The organism is Tumebacillus flagellatus (assembly GCF_000714935.1).
Lineage (GTDB): Bacteria > Bacillota > Bacilli > Tumebacillales > Tumebacillaceae > Tumebacillus > Tumebacillus flagellatus.
In genome coordinates this window covers 97677-113415 of the sequence record NZ_JMIR01000003.1, presented here as the reverse complement: position 1 = coordinate 113415, position 15739 = coordinate 97677, and the positions used below count along the sequence as shown (strand labels likewise).

Annotated in this window: 10 protein-coding genes; 9 read left to right on the top strand and 1 reads right to left on the bottom strand. The window is 58.4% G+C overall.

The features are described from left to right. Positions 1-81 precede the first annotated feature (81 nt). A complete protein-coding gene (locus tag EL26_RS03420; protein ID WP_038084517.1) occupies positions 82-1311 on the top strand; it encodes an MFS transporter in 1230 nt (409 codons plus the stop codon). An 82-nt stretch (positions 1312-1393) separates the two neighbouring features. Then, complete coding sequence (locus EL26_RS03415; RefSeq protein WP_038084515.1) at positions 1394-1777, top strand: gamma-glutamylcyclotransferase family protein; 384 nt, start codon at positions 1394-1396, stop codon at positions 1775-1777. A 90-nt stretch (positions 1778-1867) separates the two neighbouring features. Here EL26_RS03415 and EL26_RS03410 read toward each other — a convergent pair whose 3' ends face one another. Beyond that, positions 1868-2668 carry a methyl-accepting chemotaxis protein gene (locus EL26_RS03410; protein WP_038084513.1) on the bottom strand — a complete coding sequence of 267 codons (801 nt, stop codon included), beginning with the start codon at positions 2666-2668 and terminating at the stop codon, positions 1868-1870. Between the two features lie 190 nt (positions 2669-2858). Here EL26_RS03410 and EL26_RS25990 point away from each other — a divergent pair, with 190 nt between their 5' ends. The 7 genes from EL26_RS25990 to EL26_RS03380 all read left to right on the top strand — a co-directional run bounded on the left by EL26_RS25990 (position 2859) and on the right by EL26_RS03380 (position 15703). After that, complete coding sequence (locus tag EL26_RS25990; protein ID WP_038084511.1) at positions 2859-3392, top strand: hypothetical protein; 534 nt, start codon at positions 2859-2861, stop codon at positions 3390-3392. After that, positions 3392-3940 (top strand): hypothetical protein, encoded by a 549-nt coding sequence (locus tag EL26_RS03400; RefSeq protein WP_038084509.1) that lies wholly within the window; start codon positions 3392-3394, stop codon positions 3938-3940. Before EL26_RS25990 ends, EL26_RS03400 begins: the two co-directional genes overlap by 1 nt. A gap of 160 nt (positions 3941-4100) precedes the next feature. After that, the gene (locus EL26_RS03395) at positions 4101-7319 is read left to right on the top strand and encodes an OmpL47-type beta-barrel domain-containing protein (RefSeq protein WP_152559163.1); all 3219 of its coding nucleotides are present in this window, start codon (positions 4101-4103) and stop codon (positions 7317-7319) included. A 167-nt stretch (positions 7320-7486) separates the two neighbouring features. Beyond that, positions 7487-11017, top strand: a complete 3531-nt coding sequence (locus EL26_RS24865; RefSeq protein WP_152559162.1) for an S-layer homology domain-containing protein — start codon at positions 7487-7489, stop codon at positions 11015-11017. Positions 11018-11110: 93 nt separating this feature from the next. Next, positions 11111-13084 carry a hypothetical protein gene (locus EL26_RS03385; RefSeq protein ID WP_152559161.1) on the top strand — a complete coding sequence of 658 codons (1974 nt, stop codon included), beginning with the start codon at positions 11111-11113 and terminating at the stop codon, positions 13082-13084. Continuing rightward, positions 13015-14058 carry an OmpL47-type beta-barrel domain-containing protein gene (locus tag EL26_RS26565; RefSeq protein WP_052035939.1) on the top strand — a complete coding sequence of 348 codons (1044 nt, stop codon included), beginning with the start codon at positions 13015-13017 and terminating at the stop codon, positions 14056-14058. The genes EL26_RS03385 and EL26_RS26565 overlap by 70 nt, the downstream gene beginning before the upstream one ends. 139 nt (positions 14059-14197) lie before the next feature. Next, positions 14198-15703 (top strand): carboxypeptidase M32, encoded by a 1506-nt coding sequence (locus EL26_RS03380; RefSeq protein WP_038084507.1) that lies wholly within the window; start codon positions 14198-14200, stop codon positions 15701-15703. Positions 15704-15739 lie beyond the last annotated feature (36 nt).

Here is a 15739-nt window from a genome sequence, read left to right as displayed (position 1 = left end):
GTTTTTGAATAGATCCTATTCAATAGTTTCGTTTTACGAATCGAACCTCCTCCTAGTAGCATGAGGTTGAGGTGAGGAACGATGTATTGGAAGAAACCGATGGATTGGATGCGCAGTTTTCCGCAGGGCGTTCCGTTGACGCTTTTGAATATCCTCTTGATGTCGCTTGGGTTTTACGCGCTGATTCCCTACTTGTCGTATTACTTGACGCACAGTTTGGGATGGACGGCGTTTTTGGCGGGCGTGTTGTTGATGACGAGGCAGTTCAGCCAGCAGGGATTGACGTTTTTGACCGGGATGGTGGGAGACCGTGTCGGGTACAAGCGGCTGATGGTGCTCGGGATGCTCGTGCGGGGCATCGGCTTTGCGATGTTCGGGCTGTTTGACCACCCCGCCGGACTGCTCGCGGCGGCGGCGGTGTCGGGACTTGGGGGCGCGATGTTTGAGCCGACGCGCGATGCGGCGTTGACCGCCTTGGCCGATCCCGCTGATTTGAGCCGGGTGTATGCGGCACGAAAAGTGTTCGCGCAAGCAGGACTTGCGCTCTCGGCACCGCTCAGCGCCATGCTGATCAACTTGGATTTCCGTTTGCTCTCGTACGCCTGCGGGCTGCTGTTTTTCGGAGCGGCGTTGTTGACGCAGATTCGGATGCCGGAAGTGACGGTGCAGAGCCAGCCGTTGCCGTTCGTTTCCATGTGGCGGATTGTGTTGCGCGACCGGACGTTTTTGCTGTTTGTCGCGGTCATGTGCGGACACTACTTCATGTCGATGCAGTCGTTTTTGACGATTCCCATGCAGGTGGTGGCGATCACCGGCGACGTGCGGGCGGTCTCGCTGGTGAATCTGGTCATGGCGACCTTGATTCTGTGTCTGCAAGTTCCCGTCAACCGACGCTTGCAAAAGTTTGAGCTGCTCACCCAGATGCGGATCGGCCTCGGCTTCACGGCGTGCGGTTTGGTCGTGTTGGGGCTGGCGAGCGGGATGGGGCTGTTTCTGACCGGCTTTTTGCTGTTCTCGATCGGCACGATGATCATGGAACCGGCCGGGTCGGAGATGACGGCAAGACTCGCGGACAAGGAAGTGTACGGCACGTACTTCGGGTTTGCGTCGGTCGCGATGGCGGTGGGCGGCGGGCTGTCGCAAGGGGCGGGCGGCTGGCTGTTTCAGACGGGGGCGGACCAAGGCATTCCGATGCTCGTGTTTCTGTGCGGAGGAGTCGCCGGGGGCTTGGCGATCTGGGGCTTGAACGGCCTGCGGGGACAGGCCCCCTCCAGGGTTTTGTTTCGTTTCGGTAAAAACACAAAATTTTGAGGCAATCGGATTCTTTTTCGAACATAGTTTGCTATGATGGGAGATGCGGTTAAGCTGTAGACGGAAAGGAGTTGCAGGCAGCATGTTCGACGTATTCGTCTACGGGTCGGTGCTCGCGGGCGAGCGGAATCATCATCACATCGCCCCGTTTTTGAAAGCGGTTCAACCGGGAACGTTGCGCGGTCGTCTGTATGACACGGGAAACGGCTATCCCGCGCTCGTCCTCGACGATGTGAACGGGTACGAGGTCGTCGGGGAGTGGTACTTGATCACCGGCGCGGGTCTCAAGAAGTTTGACGAGCTCGAAGAGTATTTCGGCCCGGGTCATCCGGACAATGAATACGACCGGGTGCAGGTGAAAGACTTGCACCACAACCGCGAAGGTTGGGTCTACGTGTGGCACGACAGCCGGGGGTGCCGGGAGGTTGCGAGTGGTTCGTGGCGCAAGCATCTCGGACGCGAATAGGCAACGGCGCTTTCTCAGCCCCTAAAAAAGTCACGACCTCGGGAATCGGGTCGTGACTTTTTGGCGTGCTGCTGTTTTGGGGATTCAGGGTTAGATCAACTTCGAGAGCATCCCGATGTCGCGTACGGTGGCGGCGACTTCTTCGAGCGCCGAAGCGATCTCTTGGGTGGCGGCGGATTGCGTGCGGACTTTGCCCTCCGCTTCGTGGATCAGGTTCTGCACTTGCGAGAACAGCGTGTGGATGTTCGTAAGCGTCGTGCGCACGTCGGTGATCGACTTCGCCGTCTCTTCGGAGAGCTTTTGCATTTCCTTGGCGACGACAGAGAAGGAGCGGCCTTGCTCTCCGGCGCGCGCCGACTCGATCAGGGCGTTCAGCGAGATCAGGCGGGAGCGGTCGGCGATGTTTTTGATCAAGTTGCCGACGTTGTCGATCTTCTTGATCTCGTCGTTGGTTTGCGAGACCGTCTGCAACAGAGACGTCATGAAATCGGACAATCCGCCGGCGTTGTCGGCGATGCTGTGCCCGGAGTTGCCGATCTGGTCAAACGCGTGGTGAAGGTCTTGCAGCGACTCTTGCAGCGTGTGTTCGTTCTCAACGCCAAGCGAGATGCCGATGCAACCGCCCTCGACGGGGATGGCGGTCGTTTGGCAGACCACGCCGTAGACTTCGCGCGGCACGAGGCGGGAGATCTTCTGCTTCGTTTGCACGACGATTGCGGGCGTGCCGCCCGGTGTCAGCGGGTCGCCGGGTTTGATCGGGATATCGAAGCGTCCGTGAATGTCGAAGATCAGGAATTTCTCTTCATCGGTCGCCCAGATGGCGAGGTCTTGCTTGACCAGCAATTCCGGCAGAAATTTTGCCAGATGCAGGTACGCGTCCAGGGTGTTCATCTATTTGTCCTCCTCAGATATAAGCGAGAATCATTCAACAGTAAGAGTTTCTGCATTTTTTATGAAATTCCCTCTATTTTTTAGGTTGGAAGGATTGCGAAAGTTTTCATTCTTCCGCACCAATGCCGAGCCCATTTCATAGACTGCTCCCAAGGAAGGGCAAACGCCTGCAAAACAGGGGGGAGTACCTGTGGAATTGACGATCTCGCATTGGATCTATCTGGCTGTCGTGCTGTTGGTCATCCTCGGGATGTTTTTGCGCCGGGGCGTGATCGCCGTCTGTGTCGCCGGGACGATCTTGATCGGGTGGGTGTATAAGGGCTCGTTTGTCGCGGCGGGGCAGACGCTGTTTACGGCGAACTTGACGGCGGGCAAAGCGCTTTTTGACATCATCTTGATCATTGCACTGATGATCGCCTTGCTGCGGTTGATGGAGAAGATCGGCGCCGATACGCTGTTGCTGCGGCCGATCGGCAAGCTTTTCAAGGGACCGTCGGGCGCGTATTGGGGCATCGGCGCTGTCAAAGGCTTACTCTCCGCGTTCCTCTGGCCGACGCCGGCGACGATGACCGTCGGGCCGATGTTGATTCCGGGGGCGTTGCGCGCCGGGTTGCCGCTGGTCGGAATCGCGGCGGCGATGAACTTGTTCGGGCACGGCATCGCGCTCTCCGGCGACTTCGTGATCCAAGGCGCGCCGAAATTGACCGGGCAAGCGGCGGGCTGATGCTCTTGGTGCTGATGGCAATCGGTGAGTACCGTCTGGAGGCGCATAAAGTCTTGATGGATGTCTTGCAAGAGGGTTTCAAGTTTGCGATCAAGATCTTCGCGCCGGTGATTCCGATCGCGGCGTTTTTCTTCCTCGGGTCGCCGGAGATTTCCCCGCTGGTGCTGGGCGGCGGCGCGCCGGGCTTCCTGTTCGACTTGGGCAAAGCGCTCTCGACGATCGTCCCGCTCTCCGCGGTGCCGGTGGCGATCATCATCGTCCTCGTCGGCATCATCGCCGGGCTTGACGGTTCCGGTTTTTCCGGGCTGGTCATGATCGGGACCCTCGCTCAAGCGCTCGGCACGCCGGCGGGCATCGACATCGCCGTGCTGGCGGCGCTCGGGCAGGTCGCGTCGATTTGGAGCGGAGGCGGCACGCTGGTTCCGTGGAGCGTGCTCGACATCGCCGGGGTGACCGGCATCGACCCGGAATCGCTGACCAGGCGCAACTTCCTGCCCGTCATGGCGGGTTTGCTCGCCGCGACGGTGGCGGCAATTATCTTGATGTAGTTCGGGATCGGGACTTTTTTGCAAGCACAAAAAGAGAACTCTTCTCGCACATTAGAGGAGAGTTTCTTTTTTTTAATAATCTTCACACTTTGGAGGTAAGTTCATGCTAAAATAGCAGTGTTATCGAAGAATTTTCAAAATGCTCTGGGGGGTGCATGATTTGTTTTTTAAAAAACGCTCGTTTCACACCTTGCTCGCGGTGACGCTGGCTTTGCCGCTGCCGACGATGGTGATGGGAACGCAGGCGGCGTACGCTGAGAATGCGAACGACCCGGCTCCGTTCATCGCAGCGAAAGTGGTGAATGAGAACGCAGGCAAGAAAGTCTTGTTCGACAACGCGCACGGTGAAACGTCCGGCGCGGCAGACTGGGTCATCGACGGCGGCTTCTCCGATTTCGGGAACGCGCTGGCGAACGCGGGGTTCTACGTGAAGGAACTGCGCAAGGCCGGCCCGATCACGCTGTCCGACTTGCAGGGGTATGACGTGTACGTGATGGCGGAACCGCAATTTCCGCTCAAGCCGTCCGAACAGCAAGCGATTCTGGACTACGTGAACCAAGGCGGTTCCGTGTTCTTCGTCGCCGACCACTACAACGCCGACCGCAACAAAAACCGTTGGGACGGCTCGGAAGTGTTCAACGGCTACCGTCGCGGCGCGTGGGCAAACCCGGCTGCGGGCATGGGAGCGGAAGAAGCGAACTCTGCTTTGATGCAAGGCGTGCAAAGCTCCGACTGGCTGGCGCAAAACTTCGGCGTCCGCTTCCGCTACAACGCGCTCGGCGACATCAACGCGACCAACATCGTGTCGCCGGATCAAGCGTTCGGAATCACGAAAGGCGTTTCGGCTGTCGCGATGCACGCAGGCTCGACGCTGGCGATCACCGACCCGACCAAAGCGAAGGGTCTCGTCTACTTGCCGCCGACCAAAGAAGCGTGGGCCAGCGCGGTAGACCAAGGCGTCTACAACGGCGGCGGCGTGGCAGAAGGTGCGTTCTCCGCGATTTCCAAGGTGGGGCTTGGGAAAGCTGCTTTCATCGGCGACTCCTCTCCGATTGAAGACGCATCTCCGAAATATCTGCGCGAAGACACCGGCAAATCGAAAACCACGTACGACGGCTGGAAGGAAGTTGACGACGCGCTCTACTTCACCAACCTCGTGAACTGGCTTGCGAAGAAGGAAAGCTACACCTCGCTGACCGAAGTTCCGGGTCTGCAACTGGATCAACCGACGAAACTTTTGGCGATGGAGAATCCGGCAACTTCCACCGAACCGCAACCGGAACCGTGGGCCGCTCCGGACCCGGGCTATAAGTGGTGGGATTCCTCGACGTACAAACCGGGCTCTTACGGTGCGAGCGGAACGGTTCCGTCCAACCCGACCTATTCTTCCGTGCACCAAGCGGTTCTGCCGAACGCGCAGAGCTTCCAAATCCGTGTCGTGGCGGACAACCTTGCGCCGCTGGCGACGCTCAGCAACATCAACGTCGGCATCTACCTGAACGGCGGCACGCAAGTCGGACAAGTCCAAAACGCAGACGGCACCTGGCCGACCGCGTACGGCTACTCGAATTCGTTCTCGATGACGGCAGACGCGAAAGGCCACGCGACGAAAGAGCTGACCCTGCGCGTGAAACCGGGCTCCACGGGCGCGGCAAACCTGCGCATCCGTCAAGGCAGCAACGCGCTGAAAACCGAAGCGGTAACGCTCGACAACGTTGCGGCTGAGCCGCTGCCGAAGGACGGCCCGGTCGTTCCGGCGACCACGTCGATCTCTGCGGCACGCGCGGCTGGCGCGGACCAACTCGTCACGGTAGAGGGGGTTGTGACCACTCAACCGGGCGCGTTCGGCGGCCAAGCGTTCTATCTGCAAGACGCAACGGCGGGCATCTACGTGTTCCAAAGCACCGCGGGCTACAACGCGGGCGACAAAGTGAAAATCTCCGGCACGACCTCGCTGTACAACACCGAGTTGGAACTTGCCGATCTCGTCAGCATCGAGAAGACCGGCACCGCTGATCTTCCGGCGGCAACCGAAGTGACCGCGCTGAGCGATCAAAACCAAGGCCAACTCGTCACGATCAAAAACGCAACGATCAAGAACGTGATTTCCGCAACTCCGACCGGTTCCTTCGAATTTGACGCAGTGAACGCAAACGGCTCCACCCACGTTCGCGTGGACGGCCGCACGGGTCTGACCCAAAGCGCGTTCCCGTATCATGAAGGCCAAACGGTCAACATCACCGGCGTTTCCGCGATCTTCAAGGGCGTGTACCAACTCAAACCGCGCGGCTTGAACGACTTTGCAATCGTCGACACCACCGCTCCGGTGACCTCGTTCTCCGTGGACGGCACCGCGCAACAAAGCGGCTGGTACAACCAAGACGTGACCGTAACGCTGAGTGCAACCGACGACAGCGGCGTCGATCATATCGAATACGCGCTGTCTCCGGATCAGTGGCAAACCTACGCAGGTCCGATCTCGATCTCCAATGAAGGCAAAAACGCCGTGCAAGTTCGCGCGGTTGACATCTACGGCAACGTAGAACAAGCGCAAACCTACTACGTCGACGTGGACAAAACCGCTCCGACCGTAGACGCGCAAGCAGACCAAGCTCCGACGGCTAGCGGCTGGTACTACCAAGCTGTAAAAGTCAACCTCTCTGCAGCAGACGCTCAATCGGGCGTGGATCGCATCGAATACCGCCTCAACGGCGGCGAATGGCAAACAGTTTGGGGCGCATCCCAAGCGGTTTACGTAGGCACCGAAGGCAACAACACGGTTGACGTTCGCGCGTACGACGATGCGAACAACGTGTCCGAAACGAAGTCGGTCACGATCCAAATCGACCGCACCGCTCCGGAAATCAAGTTGACCCAAGACGGCGGCGCGATCCATGACGTTCTGGCAGACGGCAAGCTCAACTTCAACTTGAGGGCGACCGATTCCGGTTCCGGCGTGGCAGCTTTGACCCTGGCGCTCGATGACAAAACCATCGCGTCCGGCACGGCGATCGACGCTTCCACGCTGACCCTTGGCGCACACACCGTGAAAGCGATCGCGATCGACAACGCGGGCAACGTCAATACCGTGTCGTACACCTTCCTCGTCGACACCAAAGTGACCACCGTGCAAAACTTGCTGCAAAAACTGGCTGACAACGGCGAAGTGAAAAACCACGGCATTCAGCAATCGATCCTCGCGAAGCTGAACACCGCGCAAAGCTTCCTCGACAAAGGCAAGCCGGATCAAGCAGCGAAACACCTGCAAGACTTGCAAAGCATTTTGACCTCCTACGCGAAAAACGGCAACATCTCCGCTCACGCGGGCGACGTGCTGGGCGCGCAAGTGGCGTATCTGCTGGCAAACGGAGTTAAGTAATTTTTTTACAAAAAAGGCCGAGTCCCTTGCGGGGCTTGGTCTTTTTTGTGCTGAGACAATAAAAATATTTTACAAAACTCGATTTAATTCGACACGAAAGGATGGTAGAATAGAGACTGCATTGAAGAAATTCAATCAACTAAAGAAGCAATCATGGGGGAACAAAAATGAAAGCATTCAGGAGAAAGGCACTACCGATTTTGTTGGCTCTCTCCATCGCGGCACCGACGCAAACCTTCTGGTTGACTCCGGCGGCACATGCCGAGGGTCCGAACGATCCGGCTCCGACCATCGCGGGCAAAGCGGGCATGGCGTTCACCGGCAAGAAAATTTTGTTCGACAACACGCACGGCAACACGGCCGGGGCGGCCGACTGGGTTATCGACGGTGGCTTCTCCGACTTCGGCAACTCGCTGGCAAACCTCGGCTTCAATGTCAAGGAACTGCGCAAGAGTTCGCCGATCACGGCAGACGATCTGGCGGGCTATGACGTGTTCATCACCGCGGAGTCGAACTACCCGTACAAAGCGTCTGAGCAACAAGTGCTGCTCGACTATGTGAATAACGGCGGTTCGATTTTCTTCATCGCCGACCATTACAACGCAGACCGCAACGTCAACCGTTGGGATGGTTCGGAAGTGTACAACGGCTATCGTCGCGGCGCATGGACCGATCCGGCCAAAGGGATGACCGCGGAAGAAGCGGCGTCTTCTCTGATGCAAGGCGTCACGTCGTCTGACTGGTTGGGACAAAACTTCGGGATTCGCTTCCGTTACAATGCGATCGACCATGCAGCGAACGAAGATACCTCGAAACCTGGTTTGGCGGCTGATAACATCGTACCGCCCGACCAATCGTTTGGGATCACCAACGGTGTAAATCGCGTGGCGATCCACGCAGGCGGAACGCTTGCGATCTTGGACCCGACCAAAGCAAAAGGGATCGCGTATTTGCCGACCCTTACTTCCGCCAACGCGTGGCCGAATGCGGTTGACCAAGGCGTCTACGAAAACGGCGGCATCGCGGAAGGTCCGTTTGTTGCGATCTCGAAAGTCGGGATGGGCAAAGCGGCGTTCATCGGCGACTCATCGGCGGTTGAAGACTCGACGCCGAAGTATCTGCGCGAAGACACCGGCAAAACGAAAACGACGTACGACGGCTTCAAGGAAGAAGACGATGCAACTCTCTTGAACAATATCGTTTCTTGGTTGGCCACTGCCGAAACGGACAAGACCTCTCTGGATCAATATCCGGGTCTGACGTTGGACAATCCGACTCCGCTCTTGCCGATGGAAAACCCGGCAGACTCGACGGAACCGCAAGCGGAACCGTGGTCGCAACCGGTGGCAGGGTACAAGTGGTACGATCAATCCACATTCAAACCGGGCTCTTACGGCGGTGCGACCATCCAGTATCAAGCCAAGTATGACGCGTATCTGCCGTCTGCTTTTGCCAATACCGACACTCCGATTCCGGTTCGTCTGCAATTCAGCGGCGGACAACCGGGCACGACGTTGAGTTCGATCACCGTCGGCCTGTACCAAGGCACTCCGCAGATTGCGAAAGTGAGCGTCGACGGCGGGCAGACGTTCCCGACGTCGTATGCGTACAGCGCACCGTTTAGCGTTACGTATGACAACAACGGGCATGCCTACAAAGATCTGTGGGTGAAGATCAATTCGGCAGCGACGGCAGGTGCTGCGAACTTCCGCATCAAGCAAAACGGCAACGCGGTGCTGACCAAAGCGATCACGCTCGATCCGAGCGCTGCGGTTGCGACTTCCTTCGCCATCCCGGTCGGTACGGCACGTGCGAAAACCTTGGGTGACACCGTCACGCTTCAAGGTACCGTCACGACCAAGTCCGGTCTGTACGGCAGCAAAGCGTTCTACATGCAAGACGGCACCGGCGGCATGTACGTCTACCAAGGCAACACGGTTGTCAACCCGGGGGATGTCGTGTCTGTCACGGGCGATTTGACCTCTTTCAACCAAGAGCTGGAACTTGGCAACATGACGGCAGGTTCTGTCAACGTGATTCAGGCAAGCCAAGGCGCTCCGTCTCCGGCTGTTGTCAACGCGGTGAATGCCACCAACCAAGGGCAATACGTGCAATTGAACGGAGTGACCGTACAGAACATCGGCACGCCGGACAGCTTCAAAAACATCGAATTCGATGTGGTCGCGGCTGATCAGACCACGACGCACGTTCGCATCGACTCCCGTACGGGCTACACCAGTGACAATTTCCTGCAGGACTTCAAAGCGGGCGACGTCATCAACATCAGCGGGGCAGCTTCGATCACCAACAACGGCTTCCTGCTGCGCACCACGAAAGCAAGTGATCTGGTTCTCGCAAATCCGATTCCGGATCCGACTCCGATTCCGGACCCGACCCCGGACCCGACGCCTACTCCGGACCCGACTCCGGACCCGACGCCGACCCCGGACCCGAAGCCTACTCCGAATCCGGAACCGGAAAAAGACCCGGCTCCGACCAACGATGACAAACTCGTCATCCCGGGCAACGGCAAAGCGGTCATCAACGAAACCAAACTGGAAGAGTTGATCACCGACGCTCTGAAAAACGGCAAGCAAGTCACCATCGATCTCACCGGCCAAGGCAACGTGACCGAACTCGACGCCAAAGCGTTCCAAGCGCTGACCGCTCAATCCGGTTCGAGCCTCGTCCTCAAAACGGACGCGGCAACGCTCGCTCTTCCGGTTGACGCTGTGAAGCAAGCGTTCGAGAAGCTCGGACTTTCTCTCGACTCCTCGAAAGTTTCTGTCAAAGTGAACCAACTTGACTCCGCTTCGGCGGCAGACGCAACGTCCAAACTGGGCAAAGGGGCCGCGGCACTCGTGAACCCGATCTCCGTCGAAGTTTCCGCAACCGACGCCAACGGACAAGCACACAGCCTAGACCTGGCGCTCAAACCGACCGTCACCCTGCCGGCTTCCGCGTCCTCCGTGGGCAACGGGCACCTCGCAGGCCTGATGATCGACCCGCAAACCAAAGCAGTTTATCCGGTGCCGACCGTGTTCAACACGGCAGACGGTTCCACCCAAGCAACGTTCCAAAAGCAACACAGCAACATGATCTACACCGTCGTGCAAAGTGACAAATCGTTCTCCGACGTGGACGCGGACTCCTATGCGTTGAACGCGATCAACACCCTCGCGAACAAATTCATCGTCTCGGGCAAATCCGACACGACGTACGACCCGAACGCGCGAGTCACCCGCGCCGACTTCGCCACCTTGCTGGTGCGCGCGCTGGGCGTGCTCCCGAGCAACGCGGAAACTTCCACCTTCAAGGACGTGGCAGGCGATTCCTACTACGCGGCGAACGTGGAAACCGCTCATGATCTCGGCCTGATCTCCGGCTACGAAGACGGCACGTTCCGTCCGAACCAAGAGATCTCCCGCGAAGAGATGGCGGCGATGATCTACCGTACGCTGCAACTGTCCGGCGCGACCAAATCGCTGACCGCTGCAGAACAAGCGCAGTACCTCTCCGCGTACCAAGACAACACGCAAATCGAAGGCTGGGCGAAGGAAGCTGCTGCCTATGCCGTTTTTGCAGGCATCATCAAAGGCACCGACGCAGGACAATTCTCTCCGGCACAGCAAGCGGACCGCGCCCAGAGCGCAACGATCCTCTTCCGCGCGCTGCAGTCCATGAAGTACCTCCAATAGTGAAAAAAACCCTCTCCCAATCTGGGAGAGGGTTTTTTTGTTCACTGCAGATACTACGTTCATCTTGCAATCCGCATGGAGGTGCATCTACGAGTGAAGTTTCTACGGCTTGCCATGTCTGCGCTGCTCGCCATGACGCTGACCCTGCCGCTGATTCCGGCTGCCAGCGTCCACGCCGAGGGCCCGAACGATCCGGCGCCCTACTTGAACCCGAAAGTCAGCAACGAAAACGCAGGCAAAAAAATTCTCTTCGACAACACGCACGGCCAAACGGCCGGAGCGGCGGACTGGGTCATCGACGGCGGTTTCTCCGATTTCGCCAACGGCCTGGCCAACGCGGGCTACTATGTCAAAGAACTGCGCAAAACCACGGCCATCACGCTCGCCGATCTGCAACCGTACGACGTGTTCGTCATCGGCGAAGCGAACATTCCTTATAAAGTGTCGGAGCAGCAAGCGATGCTCCAGTACGTCCAAGGCGGAGGTTCGATTTTTTTCATCGCGGACCATTACAACGCCGACCGCAACAAAAACCGCTGGGACGCCTCCGAAGTCATGAACGGCTTCCGGCGCGGGGCCTGGGACGATCCGGCGAAAGGCATGAGCGACGAAGAGCGCAATTCCACCGCCATGCAAAACGTCCAAAGCTCCGACTGGCTGGCGACGAACTTCGGCGTGCGCTTTCGCTATAACGCGCTCGGCGACATCAACGCCACCAACATCGTGCCGCCGGAGCAATCGTTTGGCATCACGCAAGGCGTGAACGCCGTGGCGATGCACGCAGGCTCCACGCTCGCCATCCTCGATCCGAAAAAAGCGAAGGGCCTCGTCTATCTGCCGCAAACCAACGAATCGTGGGCGAGCGCGGTCGACCAAGGCGTTTATTCCGGCGGGGGCACGGCAGAAGGTCCGTTCTCCGCAATCGCCAAAGTCGGAGCGGGCAAAGCGGCGTTTATCGGCGACTCCTCTCCGGTGGAAGACGCCACGCCGAAATATTTGAAAGAAGAAAACGGCAAGCCGAAAACCACCTACGACGGGTGGAAAGAACAAAACGACGCCGCCTATTTCGTCAACCTCGTGAACTGGCTCGCCAAAAAAGAATCTTACACTTCGTTCGAACAAGCGGGCATCCCGCTCGATCAGCCGACGCAACTCTTGCCGATGGAAACTCCGCAAGCGACGACCGAACCGGCTGCCGAACCGTGGGCGCCGCCGGAGACGGGCTATAAATGGTACGACCCGTCGACGTTCAAAGCGGGCTCCTACGGTTCCGCGCAAGCTACGGCTGCGAACCCGACGTACTCCACGGTGAAGCAAGCCACTCTGCCGAACAACGGACAGGAGTTCCAAATCCGCGTGGTTGCCGACAACCTCTCGCCGGGCTCGACGGTCAGCAACTTCAACATCGGCGTGTACTTGGCAGGCGGCACGCAGATCGGGATGGTGCAGAACCCGGACGGCACGTACCCGGCTTCCTATGGATACAGCGCGCCGTTTGCGCTGACGGCCGACGGGTTCGGACACGCCGTCCGCGATTTGACGCTGAAGCTGAAACCGGGTGCGACCGGAGGCGCGACTTTGCGCTTGCGCCAAGGCAGCAACGCGCTGAAGACGGAAACGGTCACGCTCGGCGACGTTCCGGCGGAAGCGCTGCCCAAAGACCAGCCGCCGATCCCGGCGAAGATCGCCGTCTCCGATGCCCGCACGCGTCCGGCGAATACCGTCGTTACCGTGGAAGGCGTGGTGACCACACCGCCCGGCATCTACGGAGGTCAAGCGTTCTACATCCAAGACGACACCGCAGGAGTCTACGTGTACCAAAACACCAGCGGATATCAACCGGGCGACCGCGTGCTCGTCGCCGGCCCGATCGTGCCGTACAACAACGAACTGGAAATCTCCAACCCGCTCTATATGGAAAAAAAGGAACTGCCAACCTGCCCGCCAGAACGGTCGTCACGGCGCTTAGCGAGCAAAATCAAGGCCAACAAGTCACGTTGCAAAACGTCACGATCAAAAACATCACGTCGTCGCAGCCGGCGGGGTCGTTTGAATTTGACGCGGTGAACACGGCGGGAGCGACCACGCACGTTCGCGTCGACGCGCGCACGGGACTTACGCAGACGGCGTTCCCGTTCCGAGAGGGACAAGCGGTGACCATTTCCGGCGTTTCGTCGAATGCGAAGGCCGGCTTCCTCTTGCGCGTCACGGCACCGAACGACTTCGAGCAAGTGGATGTCGTGCCGCCCGTCACGTCGTTTGGCTTGTCCGGCTCGCCGAGCAACGACGGGTGGTTCCGCGAGAACGTCACCGTCACGCTGACCGCCACGGACGACCAAAGCGGCGTCGCCCGCATCGAAGTCCAACAGACGCCGGGGGGGGCGTTCCAGCCGTACACAGCGCCGCTCACGTTGACGACAGAAGGGACGACGACGCTCGCGTACCGTTCGGTGGACAACCGCGGCAACGTGGAAGACGCCAAGACGATCACCGTCAAAATTGACAAGACCGCTCCGACCGCCACGCTCACGCAAAGCGGCGGGCCGTCCGTGCACAACATCATGATCGACGGGTCGCTGGCCTTCACGCTGACCGGCACCGACACGGTGTCGGGTATCGCGTCTCAAGACCTCATCTTGGACGAAAACCGCATCGCGTCGGGCTCGGAGATCAACGCTCTGCCGCTCGGCCTTGGCGCGCACCGCATCTTGGCGCGCGTCATCGACAAAGCGGGCAACGTTTGGGAACAAAACCAAACGTTCCTCATCGAGACGTCGATCCCGACGATCAAGAACCTCACCGCGCGCTTGGACGACGAAAAGCAGATCAAAAACAAAGGCATCCACACCTCGATCGATGCCAAGCTCGATACGGTGCAAAGCTTCTTGACCAAAGGAGACACGACGCAAGCCACGAAACACCTCAAGCAGTTGCAAGACATCTTGAACAAAGGGGTGACGACCGGCCAACTCACCGACAACGCCGCCGCCGTGCTCAACGCCAACATCGACTATCTGCTTTCTCACGACCTCTTGAAGTAACACTTCTTACTTGAAAAAGACCGTGTCCCCGGCGGATGCGGTCTTTTTTTCCTTGGCGGGAAGTTCCTGTTATTGCTGGACAATTCCGACACGGCACTGTACATTGGGAGTATTCTTACATAGATGGGGGAAGGAACAAATGTCTGCTACCACGATTGAGAACTTCAAAGCACTTGTGAAACGCATGAAGCAGTTGGAAGAAGCGACCGCGCTGATGTTCTGGGACCTGCGCACCGGCACTCCGAAGAAAGGCGTGGAGCAGCGTTCGGAAGTCGTCGGCATGCTCTCCGGCGATCAATTCAAATTGAGCGTCTCCGAAGAGATGGGCCGATACCTCGCCGAATTGACCCAGCCGGACGTGTTGGAAACGCTTGACGAGATCACACGCGCTTCCGTCCTCGAACGCAAGAAAGAATACGACCGCTCCAAGAAGATCCCGCCGCAAAAGTACCAAGATTTCGTGGTGCTGACCTCCAAAGCCGAATACGCTTGGCAAGAAGCGAAAGCCAAGAACGACTTCGAATCGTTCCGCCCGCACTTGGAGAAAATCGTGGATACGGTTCGCGAGTTCATCGAGCTGTGGGGCTACGACGAAAACAAATACGACACGCTGCTCGACCAATACGAGCCGGGCATGACCGTGGCGAAAATCGACGCGATCTTCGCGCCGCTTCGTGAGCGCACCGTGGCGCTCGTCAAGAAAATTTCCGAGCGCGAACAAGTCCGCCGCGACTTCTTGAACCAAGAGTTCCCGAAAGCCGATCAGCGCAAGTTCTGCGAATTCATCCTCACCCAGTTGGGGTACGACTTTGAAGCGGGCCGCCTCGACGAGAGCGCGCATCCGTTTGCGATCGGCTTGAACCCGGGCGACGTGCGCATCACCACGCGCTTCAACCCGAACGACATGCAATCGTCGCTGTTCGGCACCATCCACGAGTGCGGGCACGCGATGTACGAACAGAACATCTCCAAGGACTTGATCGGCACGTTCCTCGCGACCGGCACCTCGATGGGCATCCATGAATCGCAATCGCGTTTCTGGGAGAACATGATTGGCAGAAGCCGCGAATTCTGGAGCCGCTACTACGATGATCTCAAAGCTCGTTTCCCGCAGCAGTTTGAAGGCGTTTCCGTCGACGAGTTCTACGACGCCATCAACCTCGTGGAGCCGTCCCTGATCCGTGTGGACGCCGACGAGTTGACCTACAACCTGCATATTATGATCCGCTACGAAATCGAGAAAGACCTGATCAACGGCAACATCGCCGTCGCCGATCTCCCGCGCATCTGGAACGAGAAGATGGAGGAGTACCTCGGCATCCGACCGGAGAACGACACCACCGGCGTCCTGCAAGACATCCACTGGGCGGGCGGCTCGTTCGGCTATTTTGCGTCGTACTCGCTTGGCAACATCTACTCCGCGCAGTTCCAAGCGGCGATTGCCCGCGCGATTCCGGACTACCGCGAAAAAGTCGCTGCCGGCGACACCTCGGAGCTGAAACAATGGCTGATCGAAAACGTCTACCGCTACGGCAAGAGCCGCCAACCGGCGCAAATCATCTTTGACGCGACGGGCGAAGAAATCAATCCGAAGTATCTGATCGAGTACCTCGAAACCAAGTACGAGTCAATTTACAAAATCTAACAATGTGTTTGACAAATCGGGAAACTGCTGGTATCA

Excerpts from the sequence above, each read along its gene's own strand:
- EL26_RS03410 (WP_038084513.1), bottom strand. The coding sequence starts at position 2,668 with ATGAACACCCTGGACGCGTACCTGCATCTGGCAAAATTTCTGCCGGAA.
- EL26_RS03420 (WP_038084517.1), top strand. The coding sequence starts at position 82 with ATGTATTGGAAGAAACCGATGGATTGGATGCGCAGTTTTCCGCAGGGC.
- EL26_RS24865 (WP_152559162.1), top strand. The coding sequence starts at position 7,487 with ATGAAAGCATTCAGGAGAAAGGCACTACCGATTTTGTTGGCTCTCTCC.
- EL26_RS03380 (WP_038084507.1), top strand. The coding sequence starts at position 14,198 with ATGTCTGCTACCACGATTGAGAACTTCAAAGCACTTGTGAAACGCATG.
- EL26_RS03415 (WP_038084515.1), top strand. The coding sequence starts at position 1,394 with ATGTTCGACGTATTCGTCTACGGGTCGGTGCTCGCGGGCGAGCGGAAT.
- EL26_RS03400 (WP_038084509.1), top strand. The coding sequence starts at position 3,392 with ATGCTCTTGGTGCTGATGGCAATCGGTGAGTACCGTCTGGAGGCGCAT.